We start from the raw sequence: 18,142 nt of genomic DNA, 5'->3' as shown, positions 1-18,142 counted from the left end.
TGCGGATCAAACGCAGGCTGCCAAGCATGTGCCATTGTGCCCCCCCAAGCTTTTCCCGAGTCGGGTGCCATTCTACTCCGGATAGCGAAGAGTAGACAGTTAGGACGGCGAGTAGCCTTCGCGCGCGAAAGGTACGAAAAGAAAACCGGTTGCGGTCAGTGTCCTCGCGCTAAGACAGGCTCGGCAGGAGGCCTTGAGAGGTTCGGCGTGACAACTTTCGACGAAATCTCGATGCGCCCGCGAGCGATCCGTCTCAAGAGGAAGCGCAGAGCGCCCGGAGGAGCTCACCCGCGGGCCGGTCGCTGCTCCACCGCTTTGGTATAATTTTCAAAGGCGTGATCGAACGAGCCATCGGTAAGGATGGTGGACATTCCATCGCCGGACGAATTCACCGGAACACCCGCGACAGAAACAACCTGACATTGTTGACGAGCACCCTTACGTCCGCCGTTCCCCCTTGGCCGAGGGTCGCACCTCTTCAATCGGGCATAACATTGGGTGACTTTGTGTGGCGCTCTGAGGCTCTAGCCCACCCAGATGGTGGCCATATCGTTGAGCGCGCGATCAACGGGTTGCCCCACTTTGCGCGCCTCTTGCGCTCCAGGAGCCGCGCCCGTTACTCCCCGGCTCGTTAGAGCATCGTAAGCTGCTGCTGGACGAAGCTGGGCCGCGCGCGGGGGCGGGGGGAGAATGCAGGCGCGCGGCTAGACCGTTCAGCCTTTCGACGGACCTGAGCGCACAGCAGGGTCAGCCGCTCAGGCGTGCAGGCGAAAGGGTTCGCCTGTGCGTCCAGCTGGGGCCTCATGACCCGCTCGCGGAGAGAAGCGAGTGATTGTCCCTCCTCGCGCGGACAGCTCGCTTCAAGGTCAACCACCGGCGGAGTGGCTGGTACATAGTGGCGCAACGCGTAGGCTTCGGCCATCAGCGATACGTCTATTGCGGGCCAGTCCCGGCGAGCCGCCAGTTTCATCCCGAGGCTGACGTAATCGACGAGGGGACCAAGAAGCCCGCCACTCGCGGCGTACAGCCGTCGGGCAAAGTCCGCGGCGGCGAAACGGGAGGGCTGGGGCAGATCCAGCAAATTTTCGATATCCTGCAAAAGGCGCATAAACTCAGCGCGCCCTTCACTGGCTTGCCAATCGTATGGCAGCATCGGAATCACTCCCTCGATCCTGGAGGCGATCGGCGCGAACTCGGCCAGGATTGAGATCGGGCACTTGCCGGAGATGAGAAGATTGCAGGGAAGTCCGTGCAGGAGACGCTCCAGGAACTCGGCCACCGCTTGAGGGTCACTCGAGTCCATGAGCACCTCGGCCTCCTCAAGGATCAGGAGGCGGACGTTATGCATTTGCGCTGTTGAGCAGATAAGGTCGACCTCCTCGGTGACGCCATTGATCGAGCTAGTCGGGTCGGACGGCTGCCGAAGCGCCGATTTCGACCGGTTATTGGACATCGACGGCGCCGCGAGAGAGACTCTGAGGATCTGCGACGGGGCACCGTCCTCCCCCTCCTGGGTGGACAGGCAATCCACGAAGGCTGCGATCACTGCGCTTACCCCTGCACCACGGGGGCCATAGAGAAGCTTCGCCTTGGCTTTGGGGCAAGGGGAGGGCAGCCTGGACGGTGAGAACGCCCACAGATCCGCTATGCTGCTAAGCGCGTGGTAAAAGGCAGGGTGAAGGATTCGTGCCGACTCTAGCCGGGTAATCCGGGTCGTGAGTTCCGCCGGCGGCATCAGGGATGACAAAGACGGGAAGGGAAGGGGACCGACAGCGGGCGTGTTGGAGGACGTCGTCATGATTGGAATCTCTTTGGGCTTCAATTTTAATGGCTCAGGCAGCGGCCTGGAACACGAGGTCCTCGAGCCAGGATGAGTCACGCTCCTCCTCAGCGGGAGTCGCAGAAGGCTCGGGCTGGGGCTGCGGCTGGGACTGGAACTGGAACTGGCGTCCAGGCGCAGACGGCACGGGGGGCTCCGAATTAAGCCGGCCGTCGCTGATGGGCGGCAAGGACTGTTCTTCCTCGGCGCGGGTGTCGGTGCGAGGCGACGGCGCAGTCGCATCGGTAAAGCTATCCCGATACTCCTGGCTCAGCCCCTTCTCGGCAGCCCTCGCCTCCGCAATCAGCTTGGCTGCAACCTTCGCGGAGGCCGCCTTCATCACCTTGACCGGGATCCACAAAGGGCACGGGCCTGTGTCGTCGAGGACCTCGGCGACCTTCGGGCTGTCAGGGCTGAAGCGCACCTCCCACCGTTTCAGGTGGCCCGCGCGCTTGATCGCGCTGGTAAGCTCCGCTGACCAGTAGACCTTGCTGCCCCTGTGGATGGCGCCGTGCCGAGCCCTGCGCGTGAAGCTGTACGCAAGAAGGCGCTCAAGGCGAACGTTCTCCGGCAACGCGCGCATCTCCTGCTGGGCCGCCAGCAACCGCCAGCGCGCGTCCGGGGAGCATTTCAGCGTCGAGTGGGACCTCTGGTGGTAGTCGTCGACAATCCACTTCGTGAGCCATGCCTCGAACCAGGCGAGTGACCGCCCGCGCTTCGGCTTGAAATCAGAAGGATATTCGGCGGTCGAAGAAAATGCCCCAGGAAGGGCGAGCAGCGCTTCTTTCACAGTCTGGAAGAAGCGCTCGATCGTGCCTCGGGGGTGCGGGCATCCGCCCGGCAGGCTGATCAGCAGCGTCCCCAGCAACTCGAGTGCGGCTCTGAAAGACGCACACCGCAACTCGGAACCGCGGTCCGAGAAGACCATTTCGAACGGCCCGTGGCAGGGCCACTCATGCCGAACGCCGAAATGGGCTACATCCTTTGCGACCAGTGAATGACGAAGCGCCCGCTGCACGCTCGCATAGGAAGGCGAATCGAAGGTCAGGTGGAATCCCAGGACGCAGCGGCTCGCCCGGTCGATGAAGAGCGTCAGCCACGGACGCCTCAAGTTGCCGCGTTCGTCCTCGAGCCAGATGTTGAGCAACGTGTGATCGACCTCCACCTGCTCAAGCAGCTTTTCCGGCAGCTCCCGCCTGTTGAAGAAGCCAAAACGGTAATAGGCTTCCTTCTTGCCCCACGCCGCCTCGTAGTGCTGGAAGGCCGTGAAGTTCGCCTCCAGGAAGCGATAGAATGTCTGACGGCAAACAGGCTCCGCGCCGATCCGCTTGCACGTCGTGAGGAACGCCTCGTACGCAGCCTTTTTGTTGGCCGCGGGAATCTTCAGATAAATTTCCCTGCCGGCCGAAAACATTGCGCCGTAGACGCAAAGCGCACCCCCGCCCTCAGTCTCCAGATGCCTCTTATTCTCTTTGCGCGGCACGCGGTTGCCGCGGTCGTGGACCCGGTCGATAAGAACGCTGATGTCCCGGCCGGAAGCGACGTACCTCGTGAACCAGTTGAAGAGCGTGCTCTCGCCCGGGGGGGCAAGAACGATCGGCTCAGGGGCAAGAGCGACAGGGGCAGGCTTGGCCCGCGGCGTCGCAGAGGCCGCTTCGGCCTTTCCACGAAGATGGATGAGGCGCTCGCGCCATTCGCCCTCATGCCTTTGAAAAACCGACCGAGCCGCGCGGCGGCAGGCCTTGGTGAGCGGAACTTCCCGCTCGACCAGATGGATTACCCTCAGGCAGTACCGCTCGCGCATCTGCGCCGTCAGCCGCAGCTCCTCAGGCCAGCCGTCCGAGCCGACGGCAATCATCCGCAGCCACTCGTGCGGCAGCTTGCGCCAGTTCACTCGCCGCACCTCAAGAGCTCTCTTCTCACGCAGCTCGATCAACTCTGCGCGGCTCATCAGTCGCTCGAGGCCAGTCCGAAGGCAGCGGACCACAAGGTCTTTTTTACGCCGCTCGGTGACAGCCAGGAAAACTGGATCAGATAGGCAACTCTTATCGATCAAGAGATCACCAGTACCGATCGAAACCTTCAACTTCGCATTCATTCTCACAACCACTTCACAACAAACTTCACAGCCGGACGAGCTGAAGTCGCATCAGTTCGGCGTGTTGTATTATCGCTTCGTCGAAAATGTGTTGCAAGAACAAATTACGTACGTACACGTTCAAATCTAAGTACCCCTCAGGGGTTTGAACGTGCGGGAGCCGGAAAAATTTTTCTTTCCCCGGCGACAGCTTTTAGAGCGAATTTTTTGCAGCCCCTTGCGACTCGACCGGCGGGGTGATTCGCGGGCTGATGTCCCGGCCTCAGGCGACTGGACAAGTCCTTGCACGTTGCTCGGCAACTGCTTGGTGAGGCCTCCGAAGCGCAGGCGTGAACCCCCGAACGTCATCAAGCCTCGCAGCAGCCGTGCCAAGTGCGCACGTGGGCGCTGTTGTCTAGAAAGCCAGCGGCCGGCGACGGGGTTGGAGCGGGTCTGGACGTGCTCCGAGGCTACGGCGTCGATATCCACTCAGCGATTTGCTGCCAACTCAACGATATGGGCCGGTAATCAATCATATGCGCGACTGAAGAGATGCTATCGGTACCGGGGCCGCGCCTCGCTCCGCGGATTCCGGTTCATCGCGAACTCTCTGGCGGTACAATTAGGGTTGGGTGACCCGATAGGTGGGAGCTGACTCAGTGAGACTTCTCCGATCCGACGGGTGGGTCGGTAGCCAAGCTTTCGACCTGGCAGGTGAACTCGCGCAGGTGGGGCACGGGATCGTCGATCGGGTCGCAGGCGAGAGTCACAACGAAGGTATATTCCCCGTCGTGCTCCTCCACCAGCCTTTTGAGGAATGCCCCGACGCGCTCTGGCGAGTAGGGCCCGAACCTCACCTCAAACCCGCCGGCGGTTGCGCTGATGAAGGCCTCGCGCACCGGCAACCCACCGAGTCCGTCTCTATCCCGCATCAGTCGTATCTCCTAAAGTGCCCACAAAATCTGTGGCTGAGCAAGGCCGTTAAAGCCGGGATCGTTACGGCGCTAATCGGCGCGATTGGATCTATTGCATCTGCATATGCGGGCCGGCCTAAATGCCTATTAATGAGAGGTAAAGCAGGAAAAATTGGCGACAAGCGAATGAATCGTTTTTGACATGGCTACGGCCTTCAAGGAACTTTGGCTCCAGGGGCAGTATTACGTGGTAGAGCGGTGCGGCATTGCTGCGCCAATGGTCTCCCGCTGACTTATTCCCCCGACGTAGTGGCTTGAGGGGAGACAGTCCGTGGGAAATCCATCTACAACTCAGGCGCCGGTGGGTGCGTGGTCCTCCGGCAAGGCGGCCGCGAGGCCGCAGTCCCCAACCGCCACCCGCACGCTGTCGCTTTCAGGATTCGCCCCAGGCAGCGGAGGGCCTTCCTGCGCCACCGCCCCCGCAGGATGTGGCTACGCATTGATTGCTCACGCACGAACATCAGTCTGAAATTAGGCGAAAAAGTCCTTTCGTTACGCTCAAGTTGCAGATACCTCTGAGAGGTGCGCGAGTGGGGCTCGCGGGCAGGAGGCTCTACGTGGGACTTTCAGGCTCTTTGGTGCCAGAGTGCCGGCGGCTGTACCAGCTCAGCCATGAACTGACGCGTATCGCTTTTTCGCTTGAGGAGACTGAGCAGCCTGGCGCCGCCTTAGCGTCAGTTACGGCTGAGTATGTGAGCGCCCTGATCAAGGCCCGCCGGGCACGGCTGAATTTTTTTAGCGCAGATCATTTTTTCGAACCCGCGTGGGATATGATGTTGGACCTGTTCCTCGCACGCAAGGAGCAGAGGCTGGTATGCGTTTCCAGCGTATGTGCGGCCGCGAACGTTCCGACCAGCACCGCTCTGCGATGGATAAGGAAGCTCGAATCGGACGGTACCGTGCTGCGCGAGCCGGATCCAAACGATCGAAGGCGAGTGTTCATCTGCCTCTCGGATCCAGGGGCAGCCCGGGTCGAGGCGGCCCTTTTGGAGGGGAGGGTTGTGATGGCCCGCTGGAGCTGATCGGGTGCCACCTGAGCCGAACGGTTATAGGGCTTGCTCCGGATTTTCCATCCCGCCGAGTGCATAGGCCGTTTGCAGATAAGTGCTGAGCTCGGCTAGAGCCTCGGCCGAGTGCGGGTCGCCCGCGAAACCTGCCCAGCCCCCAATGAGCGTCTCGCCAAGGAACAGATAGGCCGACGGAAACTCCCGTGGGCCCAGCCAGCTCATGATTGTGTGCGAGTGGGCATCCGCGGCGTCATAGACGAAGAGGGAGATGTCGAGGGCACCGAGGTCGGCGTTCTCGAGCAGGGCTCGCAGAGCTGCGCAACCGCGGCAGCCAGACAGAGTAGCGACGACTAGGCTCCTGGCACCGGGCTTGAAGGCGGGGCGGTCCGCGGTCTGCCTGCGCGCACCCCGGAACTCGTCCGCCGGTGCCCGCGCGTCGCGATGCTGCCGGCCGGTCAGGGCTGAGTTCCTCTCGCCGGCGGCAGTGACACGTGCGGTCGGGCGACGGCGCACTCGGAGGAATATGCGACTGAGTAATCTTTCACGAAACAATCACGCAGGCCTCTCAAGGTCGCGAGGTTCAGCTCGGTCACCAATTTTGCGGTCCCAGCCTGTCCCGCCGCCGTCTTTTCCAGTCCTGTGATGGCGTCGATGAGGCTGCGGCGATCCTGTCTCAGAAAGGCTATCGTGCCTTGGACGTAGACGTCCCAGGAGGCAAAGCGCTTGGACTGCTGGGCGGATGCGCGCTGCGATAGGCCCAGTGCGGAGAGTGCGGCGGTGCGGTCGCCGGTGCTGGCGAGCATTTGCGCCAAGTGGAAGTAGAGGATCGCGCGCTCAGGCGGTGTAAGCGCCGCGCCCCCAGCAGCGACGTAGCGGCGGATTACGGCGGCCGCGCCCCGATAGCAGCCCCAATCAGCTAGGATGCGCCATCCTCCGGAACTCTGATCAAATTCGGCGAAGTTGAGGGAAAGCACCGTTGGGGGAATCGTGCTGCGGGGGCACTTCCTAGACGGCCGCGCAGTTTCCCGAGCCTGGTGTCGCGGAGCGACTGCGGCATGCGCCGTGAAGGTGGCGATCAGGGCAAGCCCGAAGGCTCCAGCGCCGAGGCTAGGCCGTGAGACGGCGGGAAAAATCCTCATGACAAACCTCCTCGAGCTGTCCGTTCGAGAGAAAGAAGACGCGATCCGCGCTGGCAACAGTCTCGTACCGGTGTGCTATGATCAGGCGCGTGATCTTGAGCGATCTGATGCTTTCATTGACCATTCGCTCGGTCAAAGCATCGAGGTGCGCAGTTCCTTCATCCATGATCAATAGTCTGGGTGATCTGTACAGCGCCCGGGCCAGCAACACTCGTTGTTTCTGTCCTCCGGACAAAGTTGAGCCCATGTCTCCCACGAGCGTGTTGAATTTCAGCGGCATCGCCTCGATTTCACTCAGTACCGCGGCTGCGCGCGCGGCCTCGCGCAGGCGGTCCTCGTCCATCGCTTCATCGAAGAAGGTGATGTTCTGCGCGAGGCTTCCGCCGTAGAGCACGTCGTCCTGGAGCACCGAGGCGAGGAAAGGCCGGATCTGCGCAAATGCGGCGCGATCCATGATGTTGCCGTCGATCGACAATCCACCCGTGGTCGGCTCCAGCAGGCCGAGCACGATTTTGACCAGCGTCGACTTGCCCCCTCCCGAAGGACCTGTGATGGCCACGGTCTCGCCAGCGCCGACCCGCAGGTTGACCCCATCGAGCACGGGCTTTTGAAAGCGGTCGTAGGAGAACCCAACATTCTGCAGCTGTATCTCACCGCGTACGTCGCGCAGAGATGAAGTGACAGGATAGGTTTTGCTTTCCGTCAGGGCCACGTCCGAGAGCCTGCCGAGATGCACGTCCAGCATCCGGTAGTCGACGATGGCCATCGTGAACCGCTCGAGTGCCTCGACGAACTGAGTTTTGTAAGCCTGGAGCGCGAAGAGAAGACCCAGAGTCAGCACCCCCTTCTGTACGAGCACGACGCCGGCGAAGATGAATATCACTCGCTCCGCATTGGTCGTGAAGGCGATCAGATCGTCGAGAACGACCTTCAACGAAAGGAAGCGGATGAGGGCATTGTTTGCCGCCGCCTTCTGGCCCCTCCAGATCCGAGCCCGATTGGTTTCCTCGCCAAACGCCTTAAGCGTCGCTATGCCTCTAGCCGTCTCCATGAAGGTCGAGCTCTCGAGAGCGCTCAGCTGAATTGAATCCAGACTCCGAGCCTTCATTGCCGGCAGTGCAGCCAGCCGGACGAGGATTGTGATGAGGACGGCGCCAACGGGTATAAGCACGATGGCGCCCCCGTAGAGATAGGTCACCACGAGCGTCAGGCATGCCATGATTCCGTCGAGAAGGGTGGCGATGAACGTTTTTGTAAGAAGGTCAGAGATGGGTTGTGTCGACTGGAACTTGGACACCACGTCTCCGACGGAACGCCGTTCGAACCAGCTAAGCTCAAGATGCACGAGGTGGCGGAAGAGCTTCGTGACAAGCTCAAAGCTGAACGATGTGCCTACCCACAACAGGAATAGGTCCCGAAACCAGCTCATGAAGAAGTGGAATAGCGCCAGTCCAAGAAAGCCCGCCATCGCAGCCAGCAACATCCTGTTGTCGGCGGCCGGAATGCCATCGACCGCGAACTTGATGAAGAGTGGCAGCGTCAGAAGGAGAAGTTGGATGACCAGAGACATCACGGCGACTTGGGCAAGGGTGCGCTTCAGTCCATGGGCCGAGAACCAGAAATTACGCAGGCTGAGTTGCGGTTGGGCCGCCGGTCGGGCAAATCCGTCGAGGGCCGACATCTGGATGACGTATCCAGAGAACCGCTTCTCCAGACCTGCTCGGGAAATCCGATAGGCGCCGAGGGCGGGATCGTGAACATGGGCGCCGCCCTTGCGATCGGTGCGCTCGACGACGACGAAGTGCTTGTTGTCGAGGTGGATGATGGCCGGCAGCTCGAGTTTCCCGACATCAGCTGCATCGATACAACCGGCGGCGGCATCGAAGCCCATCTCTGCCGCGACCGCGACCAAGACCCGAATAGTGGCGCCGCGCCCGGAGATTGGATGCGCCATGCGAAGCGAAGGAAGAGTCCATTCGTGGCCATGGAAATTGGCGACCATCGCGAGGCATGCCAAGCCGCATTCTGCCGTCTCCGCCTGACGTATGGTTCGAACTCGCCGACGCGACAGCAGGGTAAATGGGTCGATCGTCGTCATGAGCCCTCACTTTCGGGCAACAGAAAGCGCAGAAAGCTGGTCCTCTTCACAATGATTGAAGCCCGAAGCCGCATACCGCTGCGGATCACGGCGGAGCGTTCGAGGCTCCCTCGCGAGAGCCGGAGCCGTACGAGGAAGACGGGTGTCTTGCCCTCATACGGCGTGGCGACGTCCTGAGGCTGAATCGCGGAGCCGGAAATCCAGACGATTTCGCCACGAAGATAGCCAAATTCGCTTGCCGGAAACGCGACGGCCTCGACCTTGAGGACCTGCCCCACCCGAAGAGTGGCGGCGTTCTCATTCGGCACGACGAGTTGGGCTTCCAGCGGCTCGTCCTTCGGAAACACGAAGAGGACCGGATGGCGGCCGTCGACGAACTCGCCCGGGCGATATTGGATAGCCGTGACGACTCCCTTCGCAGGGGAGCGCATCGCGAGCGTTTGGCTGGTCGTGTCTTTAAGATGGTCCTGAGCGAGAGCGCGCAACCGGCTCTGCGTTTCTCCCACCGTCAGCTCCGCCCGGTTCCTTGTCTCTCGCTCCTGTGCGGCGACTTCTCCCAGATTCCCGTCCAGTGCCGCCAGTTCCCCGCGAAGCCTGGCAACCTCTTGCATTTGAGAGACGGATTCCTGATGCCGCAAATCATACTCGTGGCGCGAGACGAATCCGCGGGCAAGGAAGGGCTCGAATGTCGCTTCCCGCTCGCGCGCCTTTTTTGCCAAGCCCTCTTGCGCGATGATGCGTAGACCCAGCTCGCGCCGCTGCACCAGCAAGGCTTGGCGGCTGGAGCTGGCCTTTTCGGCGGCAAGGGCAATCTGCCCCCTCTGCCGCGCGATCTGCTCGCTCATCGAAGCTTCTTCAGCATGGTACGCGGCCTCGACCATTTCGTTCCCGTAAAGTCCGTTTTCGCGCGACGTCGGGATGTCCAGTTCTACAAGCGGAGCACCGGCGCTGACCACGCTACCTTCTCGAACGAACAGTTTCTTCATCATACCCGCGCGTGACGGGACCACGGCGATCGTCGCGCCGCCAGTCGTGACGGCTCCCGCCACGGTTCGGGTTTGGGATACGTCGACGACGGCAGCGGCGGTCAGGAGAACCCCAACACACGCCGCAGAGACGATGGACACGACCCGCACGGATATTGGCGGCGCAATACGGAGCTCCTCGAGCGGCCGCTCGCCGCGCCCGCCTGCCGTGGACCCCGGCGGCGGCGGGTAGGCGCGCGAGTCGCCCATCACCAGCCCTCCACGCTTTCGCCGCGGGCCGAGCGAGGGCAGCGCACCTGCTCGAAACGAGCTTTCACAGTCATGAGACAGCCGCAACGCGCGCAGGTGATCAGCGCGCCGGTCGAGTCCGGGCAGGCGCGGCAAGCGGCGAGACGGGCTTCCAAGACGGCGGGAGCGGCAAGGCGGAATCCGGATGCCGCAACCTCCACTGCGCTGGCCGCAAAGGAAGGGACGGAAGCGCCGCGCCGGGACGGCCCACCCTCAAAGTGGCTGTCGTCAGGCCAGGACATAGGTCTGTTGGTTCTGGTAGTAGAGCTCCTCCGGATCAAGCACCTGTGCGAATTGCTCAAAAGATGTGCTGGCGCGGTAATCCCTGTAGTCTGGAAATTCCTCTGGAACGGTCGGTAAACCGGCGGCGCTGCTCAGGAAGGAGCAAAATTCTTGGAAAGTATCCAACTCGTCGTTAGCCTCGTCGAGCCAGAGGAACTGTCCCATCTGATTAACTTCCAAGAAGACGTGCGACCCTGATGGTGTCTCGATCAGGTCTATACATCCAAAGCATAGGCCGCAGGCCTTCATGAATTGCAGGATGCCCTTCTCCACGTGCTCCGGCAGCCGGACCTTCTCGATGGCGAATCTGGACTCCCCGGCCCGCCAGTCGATGGCGGTATCGGAGGCGCTCTGCGAATCGAGGCGCGCGGCGATCAGTCGACCGCCGAGGACCACGACGCGAAGTTCCGATTTCTTCGGGATGAGTGGCTGGAAAATGCCCGGCGCAAAGCTGACGCTGGGCAGGTGTTGGTCCAGTGTCTCCCGCGTCAGCTTGGTTGTGAAGGTGACGGCGAGCTTGCGTCCGGCCTCGTCGCCAAAGTTCCAGGAAGGCACAAGGAAAGCCTTGTAGATGATGGCGCCGTAGCGATCGCAGAGTGCGCGCACTTTCTCCGGATCGTTGGTAACTATGGTATCAGGAATGGCGAGCCCGGCTCTCCGCGCCTGCATGAGTTGAGGAAGCTTGCCTTCGTAAAGCCGGGCAGCTGCAGGCTCGTTGATCCATTTTGCGTCGGGAGCCACGATGTGGGGGACCGACTGGATAAAGCGACGGCATTCTTCGCGGACGAACGGTGCGTAATCGGGATCTAACTCGGCGTGGAGGCTGGGTTTCCCGAGGCGACGGTTCCATACTGCAGACGGATCGCGGAGGCGCCCATCGACAAGGGCGCCAGATCGAGCATCGTCCAGGATCTCGAGTTGGAGTTCGCGGTTCGAAGACAGGGAAGCGGTGACGCGCTGCCGTGCCGGAAAGTCGGATACGGTCCACCGGCGGACCGGAATGCCGCGCTCGTTTAGAGCCCAGTGGACCGCCTCTGCATGGACGTCGCCATATTGGGAGAGAATAAGTACGCTCATCGTCAAACCTGGCCTTGGCCCCCCCCGGACAGCGCCGGAGGGAGCTCGGTAAGAGGTCAGTCGGTCTGGGACCCGTCGCCGCAATCTTCGGTGATCGACCGGATGCAATGGGTGAGGGTCCAGGAGGTGTCACCACCCGCAACCTGATCCATCTCCTGCGCGGTCAGCTCCCGAGCGATCGCACGTCCGAAGGGAACGCCCTTCTTTTCATTGGCCATGATGGCTCTCCTTTGTGCCGGTTCATTCCGGCAGCGCGATACTTGCTAAGCGCTGGAGCCGCGCACAGCCTATCTGTCGAGAATGAACCTTTTTGTTGCCGCGGCCGAGGTGCATTGTCGGGAGGTCAGTTGTGTTTTGAACCTTTTGGAACTTGAGCCTCGCTCGCCGAGGAGGTGGGGCGCTCCACCTTTTCGCTGGCACTCCGCAGGTCTGCTTAGCGACACGGATTGCGCCGTCCCCTGGCTCGGCAGACAATGCGCAAGATACGGAGCCGGGTGTCGTCACCAGCGTACTAAATTCTTGATTGGGCGTGATTTCTGCGGCTTTCGGATGGCTGGCCGCGGTTTTCAGTACCGGCACTCCCTGCATCCTGGCGACTCCGCCAAGCACGAGTTCCGACGACTAAATGGGTGACAGTGTAGGTATGTCGATTGCTACCGCTTCCGGCGCGCGGTCGCCGGCTTCGGTGAGGACGATGCTCCCCGGCAGGGCGATCCGATTGTCCTTTCGGTAGACAAAGGCGAGCCGCAGGGCGCCGGGCGGTAGTGGGGCGGTCGGAAGCAACGCCAGTGCCGTGCCGTCCGCCTTCCGCAGGAATTTCACCCCAATCGGCGCGTAGAGCGCATCGCGGAAGAAACAACGGCGGTGCTCGACGCGTCCGTCGCGGTCCACGAGTTGGAGGTCGGCCTGATCGCCGGCGAGCTTGAGGTCGCCCGGATCGTTGGTCGGGGCCCGGTACCGCTCGAGGCGCCGGGCATTGTCTCCAGGACCGCCGGCCGCGTTGCCGGAGTGGATCCTGACTAACGTCGCGTCTCTCATTTCTCCTTCCGTGCCGAATTCGAAGATAGTCTCCCACGGCGCCGAATCTGCGACAGCGGGGTCGCGCTTCTGTAGCCGCCAGCCCGTAAGATTGGTGGTCTCCCGCACCAGCAAGGTGACCTGCTCGTCTGCGGGCGTAGTGGCGCCAAGGATCGCTCCGATCAGCTTGACCTTCGCCGGCGCGATCGAGGCCGGCGCGTCGTTGGCGACCTGGAGCAGGGTGAGCGAGAGCCGCGAGAAGTCGAAGGGCTCAGGGCTGCGGACGAATAAGCCGAGGACTTCCCCTTCCGCGGCCTCGACCCGATAGGTCTCGGTCCGCGGGGCTTCCTGGCGGGCCCGCGGCCCGAGGAGGTTTTCAGCGAGGGCTTCGAAGGCCCGCGCCTCATCGTCGCCGACCGGCGTCCCCAGGGCCGGCACGGCCGTGCCCGCCACCGCGCTAAAGTCTGGAGCGGACAGTGTGCAGGGCCCCGGCCAAGCGTCGTCGTCGTGGCTGTGCACATGGTGGAGGAAGTTGACGAAGCGTGATGTCGTGAAGCTGAAGCCGTAAGCCGACTTCGCCGCCTTGGAGAGGTCGTGAACCCGAACGTCCGAGAAAAAGGCGGTGGAAGTCCCAGAACAATGGAGGGCGACGGTGCCCGAGGTCGGCGCCGCCGGGTCCTCGACGTCGAAGACGGACTCACCTTCGACCCAGATCCTGATCGTGCCGCCGATCGCCTCGATCACGGCCTGATAGGACCGGTTCTGGGCGAAGAGCATCGGGTCCTGAGCTAGCAAGGTCACGACCCCTCCCGCCACCCGATACAGCCGGCGCCCTGCCGCCCCATCCATCGCGAACAGGTGGAAATCGCCTGGGCCGGCCCAGCGGAAGGCGAGCCCGACGGAGCCGCCGGTCTGGGACTGGAGCCAGGCCGATAGTCGGTAGTCGGTCCAGGAAGCCGGTCCCTCCGCCGGGGCTCTCGGGTCCGGCCCCAGCACCGCCGCGGTACCCAAGCTCGCCGCGCCGCCGCCGGCGGTGCCGATGCCGCCGGTCTGGGCCAGGTTCGATGCTGCCGGATTGGTGCTGTGGGCGATCGACCAGGCGGAGGGCCCGCCGGTCGAGGCGAAATCATGGATGTTCCAGCGACCTGTTCCCGATTCGATCCGGGCGAAATCCTCGTGCAGAAGCAGGGGGGTGAGACGGGCTTGGTAGAGGGTGTCGGGTGCCAGCACCTCCGCGGGGGCGGCCAGGGTAAGATCCTTGGGAATTTGGGTGCGGTCCACATCCGGAACGCAGCTGCTTCCGTCGATCAGCGCAAGCCAGCGAGTTTCCGTCTCGGTCAGGCCGAGCGCCTCGGCTACTCCCCAGGGGTTCTCCGCGACCGCGACCGAGCCGTTGCGCTCGCGGACCGGCTTGTTGTTGCGATCGTAGAGAATGAGGGCAAGGTCTCGGCCTGCCAGGCGGTACATCAGGTCGACATAATCCTCGTTGAAATCGACGCCGACGTCATAGGCGCGATAGACCGGCCGCGGCAGGATGGGCGGCTGGCCGCGCGGCGGCACGGTGGGGGGGGCGGTCTGGGCGACGTAGAGGCCGAGATCGTCGAGCGCTCTGTCGGCGCTGGCGTTGGGCGGGTCGAGCGGCGTGCTCAGCGTGACGAGGCTGGGCGGGCCTTCGGTCCGGAAGAAGGCGGCCTGGACAGCGTCATGGTCGCCGTTGACGGTCCCGCCATGCTTGAAGTCGGTGACCGTCATGCGCGTGGCGATGCGCAGCCGGTAGATCGTGTAGGGTTCGAGAACCTTGCCCTCGTCGGACCACAGCCCGATCGCCGTCTGGTTGTGGCTGGTTGCTTCGATCTGGGCGGTTCCTGGTCCGAACGAGCCGCACAGTTCGGCAAGGCAGAAGAGGCCGGGGCCGATATGCACTGCGCGGACCGAGCCGGAATCGAAGCGGATGATCAGCACATGCATTCCCTCGGCCGGCGTCAGGCTCTCCTCCGAGCTCGGCGGCACCCGCGATCCACCCCGACCCGTCGCCGTCACCTCCGGAGGGGCCATATTTGCATAATAGAGGATACGGATCCGGAGCTGTCCGACGCCCTTTGCGAAGCTGATGTCGATGCTGTCGCGTAAGTTCGAGCAGAGCGTGCGTTCACCCCAGTCAGACACCTGGCGAACGATCATATGCCGCGGCGGCAGCGCCGGCCCCGGCTGCGGGCAGCTGAAGGTCACACCGGGATGGTCCGGATGCGTGAAGGGGGAATCGCGCGCGCCCAGCGGCACGTTCCGGAAGTCGAGGCACATCTCGCTCGGCGTCGGAACGCAGGGGTAGCCGTTCAGGCCCCCGAACTCGCCCGCGAACCAGTCCGCATAATCGAGGCCGGTGTTGCGGAAGCTGTCGAAACCGCATTTCGACCACAAGGTCAGCCGGTTCTGGGCGACTCCCGGGCCGCCCGGAGCCGCCGCCGGCCCCCAGGTCCCGAACAAGGGGGGAAGGCCCGACACGCCCTCGCCCTTGCCGGCCACCGTTTGCCAGCCCGACGGAGTCCGTTTGTCGAGCAGGACCGACGTTAGGGCGTAGCGGATACGGGCCGATCCCTGTTTCTTCTCCGGGTCGCCGATCCACTCCCACTCAGGATCGGGCAGCTGCACCACCGCTCCGACTTTCGCTTCGTCGTGGACGTCGCGGGTGAAATGGAGGGACGGGCGGCAATCCAGCGGCACCACCGGGATCGGGCCGGTCGGAAGCGCGTTCATGTCCCCTACAGGCGAGTCCAGAAGGAACCCCTGACCGTCGTCATAGACCGGCTGCAGAAGCTCCTCCGGCGCGGACCGCAGCGGCCAGGTGGTGCTGACCTTCAGATGTTCGATAGACACGCCCTTCAGCGCGACCGGGATCGGCGGGGGGTCCGGAGTGGGTCCGTATTCGATCCGGCAATGGGCGGTCAGCCGGCGCTTCTTCTTGGGTAACGGCGCCGGCAGGTTGAGGGTGACGTCGAGCTCGGCGAGCAGATGCTTGGGATGGAATATCTCCGCCTCGACCCGGGCGTCGACGGTAAGGTTGAAGCCGAAGCCGAAGGCGTTGAGCTCGACCCCGCCGTGAAGAGCCATGTCGCCGTAGAATTGCATCGGCTTGAAGCTGACGACGACGTTGCTTTCCATCCACGCCGACAAAGCGACGCCGAGCGGGCCGAACTTCCATTTTTTGTCGTAGCCAACCCAGCAGCCCATCGCGACCTGGCGGGCGTTGAGCATGAGATAGGCGTTGGCGTCGAACATCGAGAACAATCGCGCTTGGATGCGCTGCTCGGTCGGAGTCTTGAGCCCGAGGTTGATCCGCCATGCCTTGGGGTTGGCGAATTCGTAATAGGCCTCGGTCCCGGCCGACAATTTGATCAGCTTGCCGGTCGCGTCATATTTGTAACTGATATCGAGCCCGACCAGCAGGCTGCCGGCCTTGCCGTCATAGATGGCGAGCGACCGGAACAGCGGATCGTCGCCGAGCTTGGAACGGTCCTTGAGCAGGTTGGCGGCGCCGTCGATCATGAAGATCGGGCCGGGGAAGATTCCGACGAACAGGGCGCGGGCGCTGAACGTATGACCGTTGTCGGAGAGGGTGCCGAAGGTGAATCCGGCGCCGAACGCCTTGCCGACCGGCACCGGGTCCCACTTGTCGGCGAACGGCAGGACTCCGATGCTGCCATGGTCCTTGTACCAGCAGTGCGCCGGGCTGAGCGCATACCAGGGTTCGGTTGGCTTCTTGTTGGGCGCCATGCGCAGCGCGAACAGGCCCTCCATCCCGAACACGGCGAGGCCGGTGCTGAGCAGCGGCAGGCCGGTCGGCAGGTCCACGCCGATATAGAGCGCCATGTAGCGGTAGGTCTGGGTGTTGCCGACGACGAACTCGCCGTCGAGCTTGAACTTCAGCGACTTGAGCTCGAGCTTGATCGAGCCGTCGAAGCGGCTCTCGCCGGGGTTCGGCTCGCGATAGGCGACAGCGCCCTTGAAGTAGAGCACGTCCTTGATCTCGAGCTCGACGCCGACGCCCTGCAGCGACACCTTCGGGTCGCTCCAGTCCTCCTTGCAGCTGATCCTGAGGCCGTCGACCGAAACTCCTGCGGGGAGGCCGTCGACCAGCTTGATGCCTCCGGAAAAGCCGATCCATTTGCGCCCGTCCGGCTCGCGCCCCATGCCGAACTTGGTGATCGAGATCTTGAAACTGTGGAAATCGAGCGCGTATTGCGACGGCAGCTCGAGCCAGCCGCCGGGCAAGTTGACGTTGCCCTTGGAGTCGATGGTGAGATTGTCGACCCGGATGGGGGGGACCTTGAGCGCCTGAAGTCTGGGAATGATCATTCCGCTGAGGCCGACGGTGAGGACGCCATCGTCGACGGTGAACTTGAGCGCGTCGAGCTCGAGGTCGAGGACGTTCTGGATGCTCAGCGTGGCGAGGCCGCCATTGGCCGCGCCGAGTCCGACGGTGAGGGCGCCGTCGGCGGTGTAGCCGATCTCGACGTCGACCGGCTTGTCGAAGAAGGGGAGCTTGATCCGCGCCTTGATCCCGCCGCCGACCGGAGCGTTCTGGCGGAAATCAATCGCCAGCTCGATCAGCTCGCAGTCCATCCCGAACAATTTCGACTGGTTGTTCGGCGCCCATGTCGCCGCGACCCGGCCGCTGAAGCCGGAGGAGCCGATCAGGACATCCGTGAGCGTCACCGTGTCCGGCGCGGCGCCCCCGGCAAGGCTTGCGGTGAGGTGCAGGCTCGCCTGGGCTATCGACACGCCTTTGAAGCCCGGCTGGGCGCCCGGCGGCGGCGGGTCGGCGGCGTTTAGATGGAGGCCGGCGTTGGTCGCATCGACGATCAGGCCGGTCGTGCCGATCTCAAACGAACTGAGGCTCAGGCCCATCCCCGCCGTGGAAACGGAAATGTCTCCCTCGCCGGTGATACTGGCGGCGACTCCGTTCAGCCCGATTTCGACAGGCCTGGCGGCGCCGCCCGTGTCCAGATCGGGGTTCCATTTACCGCTCTGTAGCTTCACCCGCCTCAAGATGGGCGAGCGAAGGCGCAACGTCGCATTGAGGTTGGGGAGAATGAGCTTGAACGCCGGTAGGGCCTGCAGCTCGAAGTCAACTTCCGTGAACGAGCCGGCGCTCAGAAGCGCGATGCTGGCGGCGTCGAGGCCAGGCAGCTTCAGCTCGATCTCCTCGAGCCAAGCCAGCTTGCCGATGAAGCGCAACGACGTCTCGTCGGAGAAGGACTCGAGGCCGGTGACGCCGATCTCGTCGAGCAGGCCGCCCGGCTCTCCGAACGCACTCGGCCAAGAAGGAAGCGTTTTGCTGAGGGGAGCGAAAGCGAAGCCCATTTCAGCGCTCCTGCCGA

11 protein-coding genes are annotated in these 18,142 nt (G+C 63.0%); 1 reads left to right on the top strand and 10 read right to left on the bottom strand.

Annotation, left to right across the window (positions count from 1 at the left end; all coding sequences use genetic code 11):
* Nucleotides 1-631 precede the first annotated feature (631 nt).
* From VGC56_RS12075 to VGC56_RS12065, 3 genes are all read right to left on the bottom strand, one after another.
* On the bottom strand, nucleotides 632-1,546 hold the full coding sequence (locus tag VGC56_RS12075) for a hypothetical protein (RefSeq protein ID WP_464125161.1): 915 nt from the start codon (nucleotides 1,544-1,546) through the stop codon (nucleotides 632-634).
* Between the two features lie 286 nt (nucleotides 1,547-1,832).
* Nucleotides 1,833-3,905, bottom strand: a complete 2,073-nt coding sequence (locus tag VGC56_RS12070) for a hypothetical protein (protein WP_464125160.1) — start codon at nucleotides 3,903-3,905, stop codon at nucleotides 1,833-1,835.
* Nucleotides 3,906-4,552: 647 nt separating this feature from the next.
* A complete protein-coding gene (locus VGC56_RS12065) occupies nucleotides 4,553-4,828 on the bottom strand; it encodes a hypothetical protein (protein ID WP_464125159.1) in 276 nt (91 codons plus the stop codon).
* Between the two features lie 734 nt (nucleotides 4,829-5,562).
* Here VGC56_RS12065 and VGC56_RS12060 point away from each other — a divergent pair.
* Nucleotides 5,563-5,892, top strand: a complete 330-nt coding sequence (locus VGC56_RS12060; protein WP_464125157.1) for a MarR family transcriptional regulator — start codon at nucleotides 5,563-5,565, stop codon at nucleotides 5,890-5,892.
* A gap of 24 nt (nucleotides 5,893-5,916) precedes the next feature.
* Here VGC56_RS12060 and VGC56_RS12055 read toward each other — a convergent pair whose 3' ends face one another.
* The 7 genes from VGC56_RS12055 to VGC56_RS12025 all read right to left on the bottom strand — a co-directional run bounded on the left by VGC56_RS12055 (nucleotide 5,917) and on the right by VGC56_RS12025 (nucleotide 18,125).
* Entirely contained in the window at nucleotides 5,917-6,099 is a 183-nt protein-coding gene (locus VGC56_RS12055; RefSeq protein ID WP_464125156.1) for a hypothetical protein, read from the bottom strand.
* A 233-nt stretch (nucleotides 6,100-6,332) separates the two neighbouring features.
* The gene (locus VGC56_RS12050) at nucleotides 6,333-6,851 is read right to left on the bottom strand and encodes a hypothetical protein (RefSeq protein WP_464125154.1); all 519 of its coding nucleotides are present in this window, start codon (nucleotides 6,849-6,851) and stop codon (nucleotides 6,333-6,335) included.
* A gap of 133 nt (nucleotides 6,852-6,984) precedes the next feature.
* Nucleotides 6,985-9,114 carry a peptidase domain-containing ABC transporter gene (locus tag VGC56_RS12045; RefSeq protein ID WP_464125153.1) on the bottom strand — a complete coding sequence of 710 codons (2,130 nt, stop codon included), beginning with the start codon at nucleotides 9,112-9,114 and terminating at the stop codon, nucleotides 6,985-6,987.
* Entirely contained in the window at nucleotides 9,111-10,349 is a 1,239-nt protein-coding gene (locus VGC56_RS12040; RefSeq protein ID WP_464125152.1) for a hypothetical protein, read from the bottom strand. Before VGC56_RS12040 ends, VGC56_RS12045 begins: the two co-directional genes overlap by 4 nt.
* 267 nt (nucleotides 10,350-10,616) lie before the next feature.
* Nucleotides 10,617-11,747: an MvdC/MvdD family ATP grasp protein gene (locus VGC56_RS12035; protein ID WP_464125151.1), complete on the bottom strand. Its 1,131-nt coding sequence runs from the start codon at nucleotides 11,745-11,747 to the stop codon at nucleotides 10,617-10,619.
* 56 nt (nucleotides 11,748-11,803) lie between these two features.
* The gene (locus VGC56_RS12030; RefSeq protein ID WP_464125150.1) at nucleotides 11,804-11,965 is read right to left on the bottom strand and encodes a hypothetical protein; all 162 of its coding nucleotides are present in this window, start codon (nucleotides 11,963-11,965) and stop codon (nucleotides 11,804-11,806) included.
* Nucleotides 11,966-12,368: 403 nt separating this feature from the next.
* Entirely contained in the window at nucleotides 12,369-18,125 is a 5,757-nt protein-coding gene (locus VGC56_RS12025; protein WP_464125149.1) for a LamG domain-containing protein, read from the bottom strand.
* Between the last annotated feature and the right edge of the window lie 17 nt (nucleotides 18,126-18,142).

It is taken from the genome of Allosphingosinicella sp. (assembly GCF_036403745.1).
Classification (GTDB): Bacteria; Pseudomonadota; Alphaproteobacteria; order Sphingomonadales; family Sphingomonadaceae; genus Allosphingosinicella.
The sequence above is the reverse complement of the archived record's forward strand: the minus strand, read 5'-3'. Positions and strand labels throughout refer to the sequence as shown.

What these genes read in the sequence shown, in the direction of transcription:
- VGC56_RS12040 (WP_464125152.1), bottom strand. Translation starts at nt 10,349, where the DNA reads ATGGGCGACTCGCGCGCCTACCCGCCGCCGCCGGGGTCCACGGCAGGC.
- VGC56_RS12030 (WP_464125150.1), bottom strand. Translation starts at nt 11,965, where the DNA reads ATGGCCAATGAAAAGAAGGGCGTTCCCTTCGGACGTGCGATCGCTCGG.
- VGC56_RS12055 (WP_464125156.1), bottom strand. Translation starts at nt 6,099, where the DNA reads ATGAGCTGGCTGGGCCCACGGGAGTTTCCGTCGGCCTATCTGTTCCTT.
- VGC56_RS12035 (WP_464125151.1), bottom strand. Translation starts at nt 11,747, where the DNA reads ATGAGCGTACTTATTCTCTCCCAATATGGCGACGTCCATGCAGAGGCG.
- VGC56_RS12045 (WP_464125153.1), bottom strand. Translation starts at nt 9,114, where the DNA reads ATGACGACGATCGACCCATTTACCCTGCTGTCGCGTCGGCGAGTTCGA.
- VGC56_RS12065 (WP_464125159.1), bottom strand. Translation starts at nt 4,828, where the DNA reads ATGCGGGATAGAGACGGACTCGGTGGGTTGCCGGTGCGCGAGGCCTTC.
- VGC56_RS12025 (WP_464125149.1), bottom strand. Translation starts at nt 18,125, where the DNA reads ATGGGCTTCGCTTTCGCTCCCCTCAGCAAAACGCTTCCTTCTTGGCCG.